8 protein-coding genes and 1 pseudogene are annotated in these 5,454 nt (G+C 40.8%); 4 read left to right on the forward strand and 5 right to left on the reverse strand.

All coding sequences use genetic code 11. From position 1 onward, the window contains the following. The 3 genes and pseudogenes from AB685_RS25760 to AB685_RS25770 form a co-directional block, all read right to left on the reverse strand. A pseudogene (locus AB685_RS25760) lies at positions 1–401 on the reverse strand (TIGR01457 family HAD-type hydrolase); the annotation flags it as partial. A 103-nt stretch (positions 402–504) separates the two neighbouring features. Further along, on the reverse strand, positions 505–1,137 hold the full coding sequence (locus AB685_RS25765; RefSeq protein WP_047973452.1) for a metalloregulator ArsR/SmtB family transcription factor: 633 nt from the start codon (positions 1,135–1,137) through the stop codon (positions 505–507). A 68-nt stretch (positions 1,138–1,205) separates the two neighbouring features. Beyond that, complete coding sequence (locus AB685_RS25770; protein ID WP_047973444.1) at positions 1,206–1,655, reverse strand: DUF86 domain-containing protein; 450 nt, start codon at positions 1,653–1,655, stop codon at positions 1,206–1,208. Positions 1,656–1,853: 198 nt separating this feature from the next. On the opposite strand from AB685_RS25770, the gene glpX reads away from it, so the two are divergent. The 3 genes from glpX (at position 1,854) to AB685_RS25785 (ending at position 3,511) form a co-directional block, all read left to right on the forward strand. Continuing rightward, positions 1,854–2,825, forward strand: coding sequence for a class II fructose-bisphosphatase (glpX, locus tag AB685_RS25775; RefSeq protein ID WP_047973445.1), 972 nt, complete (start codon positions 1,854–1,856; stop codon positions 2,823–2,825). Between the two features lie 69 nt (positions 2,826–2,894). Beyond that, positions 2,895–3,161: a DUF3055 domain-containing protein gene (locus AB685_RS25780; RefSeq protein WP_047973446.1), complete on the forward strand. Its 267-nt coding sequence runs from the start codon at positions 2,895–2,897 to the stop codon at positions 3,159–3,161. Between the two features lie 53 nt (positions 3,162–3,214). Continuing rightward, positions 3,215–3,511: a hypothetical protein gene (locus tag AB685_RS25785; protein WP_047973447.1), complete on the forward strand. Its 297-nt coding sequence runs from the start codon at positions 3,215–3,217 to the stop codon at positions 3,509–3,511. A gap of 32 nt (positions 3,512–3,543) precedes the next feature. On the opposite strand, the gene AB685_RS25790 is transcribed toward AB685_RS25785, so the two are convergent. Beyond that, the gene (locus tag AB685_RS25790; protein ID WP_047973448.1) at positions 3,544–3,864 is read right to left on the reverse strand and encodes a YutD family protein; all 321 of its coding nucleotides are present in this window, start codon (positions 3,862–3,864) and stop codon (positions 3,544–3,546) included. A 133-nt stretch (positions 3,865–3,997) separates the two neighbouring features. On the opposite strand from AB685_RS25790, the gene AB685_RS25795 reads away from it, so the two are divergent. After that, complete coding sequence (locus tag AB685_RS25795) at positions 3,998–4,636, forward strand: YhcN/YlaJ family sporulation lipoprotein (RefSeq protein ID WP_047973449.1); 639 nt, start codon at positions 3,998–4,000, stop codon at positions 4,634–4,636. Between the two features lie 532 nt (positions 4,637–5,168). On the opposite strand, the gene AB685_RS25800 is transcribed toward AB685_RS25795, so the two are convergent. Continuing rightward, positions 5,169–5,454: PLP-dependent transferase (locus tag AB685_RS25800; protein WP_198530589.1), on the reverse strand; the 286-nt coding region annotated here is incomplete at its 5' end.

The following is a 5,454-nucleotide window of genomic DNA, read 5'->3' on the forward strand; positions in this document are numbered from 1 at the left end:
TCCCCATTCGTTGCGATAAAAGTAGCTCCATTTCGAACAGCAAGTGTTGCTCTTGCTAATTTATCATACGTAATCTCACGGTCTAACCCCATCACCACATAATCAGGATCTGCTTCTACAATTTGATGACCATAGTCAAGCAAGCTTTGTCTTAGCCCTTCTTCTCCTACCATCAAGACGCGAGCCTTTTGTTTTTCTTCTGTAATGACACTTGCAGAAGCCATACTAGTTGTGTAAATATGTTCGGTCGTTGCAGGAACTCCCATCTTCACTAAGACGTCTGCCACCTGATCAGGTGTTTTTGTTGAGTTATTGGTAACAAATAAATATGGATATCCTTTTCCCTCTAGCTTCTTCACAAAATCAATCGCTTCAGGAATCGGTTCAGTCCCTCGATACATTGTGCCGTCTAAATCAATTAAAAACCCTTTATACGTCTTCACTTTGCCCTCATTTCTAAACAAACAACCACCTTATAAGAAGGTGGCTATTGCTTTACGATTTTCACTTCRTTTCTTTCAGCCGATACACACAACTTGGTGTATTTTCTTTTGCCATACACTCTTCTCGCTCGATATCATCTGTGTTAAGCAATGTTTTGAAAAGTTTTTGTTCACAATTACAGGCAACGGGATAAGCGGAAGCTACTTTTGCGATCGGGCAATTATATTCAATAAAACGGTAGGTGCCGTCATCATCTTTTTCAACTTCCACCATATACCCATTTTCATTTTGAATACGTGCAAGTGTTTCAACCCGTTCATCAAAGTTTCCATTGACCGTCGATCCGTATTTTTGTTGCAATCGCTCCCGACGCTGTTCAAATAACTTTTCAATCACTTCCGTTCCACTTATCTTTTCAAGGTCATGTAAGAATTCAAGCGAGAGATTTCCGTAGTTCCTCGGAAAGCTTTCATCTCCCTGAAGTGTTAAAAAATATTTATGTGTAGGACGTCCCATCGGCTGTCTTTCAAGCTTGGAATGGATCAACCCTTCTTTTTCTAACCCTTGTAGGTGTCTACGCACAGCCATTTCAGTAATCTCTAATTGCTGAGCCATCTCTGAAACAGTTAGTTCATAGCTCTTTTTAAGCATAACTAAAATGACTTGTCTTGTGGAGTTGGTATTATTACTCATGACCATCACCATCCTTCACCTTATTGTAAGCGATGATTCAGTCGTTGTAAATTTATGTGATAAGGACGCTATTTTTCTGATTCCGGTAAAAAGGCAGATACCGGTCCAAGTTCTTCTACTAAATACCGTCTAACATTAGCAGAAAAATGTGTGAGTGCGTTTATCTCTTGGTTTAGAACCAATGCGACTTCCTCATGTTTTATAGCCGTATAGTGGGTAACTAAAGGCTTTCTCAGACTAACAACTTTCTTTAATGATAAAGCATCCTCTTCCTTAATGACTTTTTCATCAAAAAGAATTTCTACAATATCTTCATAGCTACCAGGATCACGCATGATAAACCCATCAATCATGCTATTTCCGACATCAATAATGGACTCGATAACAACGGTAGCCAATCTTTCAAAGGCAAGCTTGTCCTTAAGTGTCTCTAGTGCCCACTTTTGATCTAACTCGCCCACCATTAATTCCATATATGTAAGTGTTTCTTCAATTTTTTCGCGATTTACAAAATACATCTGAAGCACCTTCTTTTTTCAATTAGTATAACACATTAGATCATTTTCAAAGATAAAGACAAACACATCWAAAGAAATGATTTATTATTCACCTCATTTTTGTTATGATAAAGGACGTACATGATTCGACAAGGGCCTGAATGATTGTCGAACAAACGCAATACACATATTATGATACACAATTGGAGGAGAAACAACTTGGATCGTGAACTAGCCTTAGAAATCGTCCGTGTAACGGAAGCCGCAGCCTTAGCCTCATCTCAATGGATGGGACGTGGCAAAAAAAATGAAGCAGATGATGCTGCAACAAGCGCAATGCGCACCATGTTTGATTCAGTAAACTGCAGAGGAACCGTCGTCATTGGTGAGGGAGAACTTGATGAAGCACCAATGCTCTACATTGGCGAAGAAGTCGGTAGTGGACATGGTCCTGAAGTTGACATCGCTGTAGATCCTCTTGAAGGAACGAGTATTGTAGCAAAAGGACACCCAAATGCGATGGCGGTTATTGCCGTTGCAGATAAGGGAACTCTCCTACATGCACCAGATATGTATATGGAAAAAATCGCTGTTGGACCGGAAGCAGCTGGCCTTGTTCGTTTAGATGACCCGATTGAAAAAACAATCGACATCATCGCTAAAATGACAAATAAACGAGTTCGTGATGTAACCGTCATTATTCAAGAACGTGAGCGTCACGCGGAACTCATTGAACGTGTTCGTCAAAAAGGTGCTCGTGTCACACTTTTTGGAGATGGTGATGTAGGTGCTTCGATCGCTACAGCCCTTCCTCAAACAGGAATTGACCTTTTTGTAGGCACAGGTGGCGCTCCAGAAGGTGTCATTTCAGCTGCTGCWCTTAAAGCTTTAGGTGGCGATATGCAAGCCCGTCTTGTTCCTATGAATGACGAAGAATTTGAACGCTGCAAGAAAATGGGACTAGAAGATCCAAGGCAAGTACTGCAATTAAATGATCTTGTACGTGGTGACGATGCAATCTTCGCTGCAACAGGCGTTTCTTCTGGTGAACTTGTTGAAGGCGTACGCTTTTTAGGCGGTGACTTAGCTGAAACGGATTCAATCGTTATGCGCGCTAAAACAAGAACAGTTCGCTACATTAAAACGCATCACCATCTAGACCATAAACCACATCTTGTTATGAACGACTAACAATCGCGTTCCCTTTTCAGTCATGGTATGATTAGATAATAAAACTCATGTACTAAAGGGGGTTCATAGATGTCTGAGCGATTTTATTTATATAATGACGTGGAAGAAACACGCACTCGTTTCGTTAGCTTTATGGGCGAATCACAGCGTTTTGATTTAGCCATTATTAATTCTTCTCGCTACTACGGAAAACAACTTGTCCTAGATGTTCAATCTAATCGCTTCGCCATAATTGGAGCAGATGACTTAGACGAACCTGGTTATCTAGAGCATGCTTATCAAATAAGTGAAGAGGATGCGAGTGAATTACGATCATTTTTATACGAAGTGGTCTAATAGTAAAAACCATCTCTTTTGGGGAAAGCTAATCCATAGGAGGTGGTTTTTTTATGCCAAATTCACGTGATAAAGAAACAGAAAATTATACTGATTTCTCTAACGTTGAGTCAATGCGTAATTTCATTTTGCCGGAAATTACACCAGAAGGACCATACGGCTCTCCGATCAATAAAGATACTCCAGTTGTAAATAAGAGTACACCATGGAAGCCAGGACAACGCTATTACAGCGCTTTCAATTATGAGTTTAAATCATTGCATCAGAACCTTCCTCGTAAATACCCAGGTGCTCATCCTACACACGATGACCCTAATAAAAATGAGGAACCACCTTATACGACGACTTAAACTAGAGAGCCCTTCCCATGAGGGCTCTCCTTTTACTCTTCACCCTCTGCTTGTACGGTTGAAGACTTTTCTTTGTCTTTTTCCTTTACTTTCCTTAAAACAAAATAAGCACWACCGAAATTACAGTATTCATAGAGATAATCAGGTAACGTACTTATCTTCGTATCAAACGTAGATTTTTTATGGCGGTCGCTAAAGAAACCWCGTAAACGCAACTGGTTATAACCCCAGTCACCTACAATATAATCATATTTGTTTAAAACATCACTGTAACGAGCCTTAAAGGCTTCTTCGTTCCAGCCTTCCTTTACATCATCAACAATCTCATATTGCATTCCTTGAATGCGAACCACTGGGCTCACCTCTCTTTTCATACCTTATTATACCACATCATTGCCTGCCAACAGTATCCTTTGTACTCATCATTTTCTATCAGTAAAAAGTTCCTCTTTGGGTCATTCTGTAGATAGAGGGGGAATGAAAATCATGATAAAAAAATCAATGATGGTTACCGGTGTCGCAGCGTTAATGCTTATGACTGGCTGTCAAATGAACGATGTAGGGCAGCAATCGTTGCAACGTACTTCGAATCCAAATTACGGTCCAATGCAAACAAATCAAGGTTATTATCCGATGGGAATGGGACAAAATCAATCCACAGAATATAACCGCTATGGCTATACAAGATACCAAAAAGAACAAGTTGAAGCCAATGGAAAACAGCAATCCACTCCAATGTTTGACCGGACTGAACTTGCCGATACGGTATCTCGTATGGTTTTAACAAATGAAACGGTAAGCGAGGCAGCAACATTAGTTACTGATAAATATGTGCTTGTTGCTTATGATTGTGATACAAACGACCGTGATTATGTAGCAGACCAAGTAAAACGAAGTGCAATCTCCGTCGTGCCTCGTTACTACGAAGTGTATATTACTGATGACCATGATCACTTTGCAGAAATCGAACGCTTCCAAAATGGCTCCACTACAGCCGGAAACCAAGAAGGTTCACTAAAGCAAACCATCCAAGAAATGCGCCAATCACCACAAGGAGCATACAACGAATCAACCGACGATAACATGAACGTCATGGAACAAAAACAAAAGAAACTGATGGATTAGACCGAAAGGCGGAACGGCATGTTCTGRCATTCGAAAACTTRGGGGAGACAATTAGAAGTCGCTCTTTGACTTCGTTTGACTCACAAAAGTTTCTCGAAGGACAATGCCGTGAAGCTAGACACTGAAAACGGAATTGGCTCGTTTAGGTACGAGGACGGTGGAGGTTTGACAATTAGAAGCGCTTTTTGCTTCGTTTGTCAAAGTGAAGCGGCCCGACTACCTGAGCCGTGAAGCTAGACACTGAAAAGCGGAGACGAGTGGTTTGGCATGCGGAGTATAAGGGTAAATTTTCGGAATTTCGCTCATATATATCAGATTCGCTCATAAAAAAATCGGATCGCTCATATATGAGATATTACGCTCATATATAGGATATAGCGCACATATCCATCCATATTTCGCACATAATGACCTACATTCGCTCAAAAATGGTAAATCCCGCACATACCGCCATACCGCCACAAACAACAATACACCACTACTAAAAAAGGAGCTGCCACTAGGTCAATGACCTGATCGGCAGCCACTTCTTTTATTCTTGGCTTTTTCCAATTGCTTGGCCAAGATCTTCTAAAATGTCTTCTATTGCTTCTGTTCCAATCGATAAACGGATCATACCAGGTGTAACCCCTGCAGCTAGTTGATCTTCTTCTGTTAATTGCTGATGAGTTGTACTCGCAGGGTGGATAATAAGTGATTTTGAATCGCCCACATTAGCGAGGTGTGAAAATAATTCAACAGAATGAATCAGCTTTTTGCCAGCTTCTACCCCGCCCTTTAATCCAAACGTCAAAATGGCCCCTTGCCCTTTTGGCAAG

The organism is Bacillus sp. LL01, assembly GCF_001037965.1.

Coding starts and splice junctions, on each gene's coding strand:
- AB685_RS25770 (WP_047973444.1), bottom strand. CDS start 1,655: ATGTATTTTGTAAATCGCGAAAAAATTGAAGAAACACTTACATATATG.
- AB685_RS25780 (WP_047973446.1), top strand. CDS start 2,895: ATGTCTGAGCGATTTTATTTATATAATGACGTGGAAGAAACACGCACT.
- AB685_RS25785 (WP_047973447.1), top strand. CDS start 3,215: ATGCCAAATTCACGTGATAAAGAAACAGAAAATTATACTGATTTCTCT.
- AB685_RS25795 (WP_047973449.1), top strand. CDS start 3,998: ATGATAAAAAAATCAATGATGGTTACCGGTGTCGCAGCGTTAATGCTT.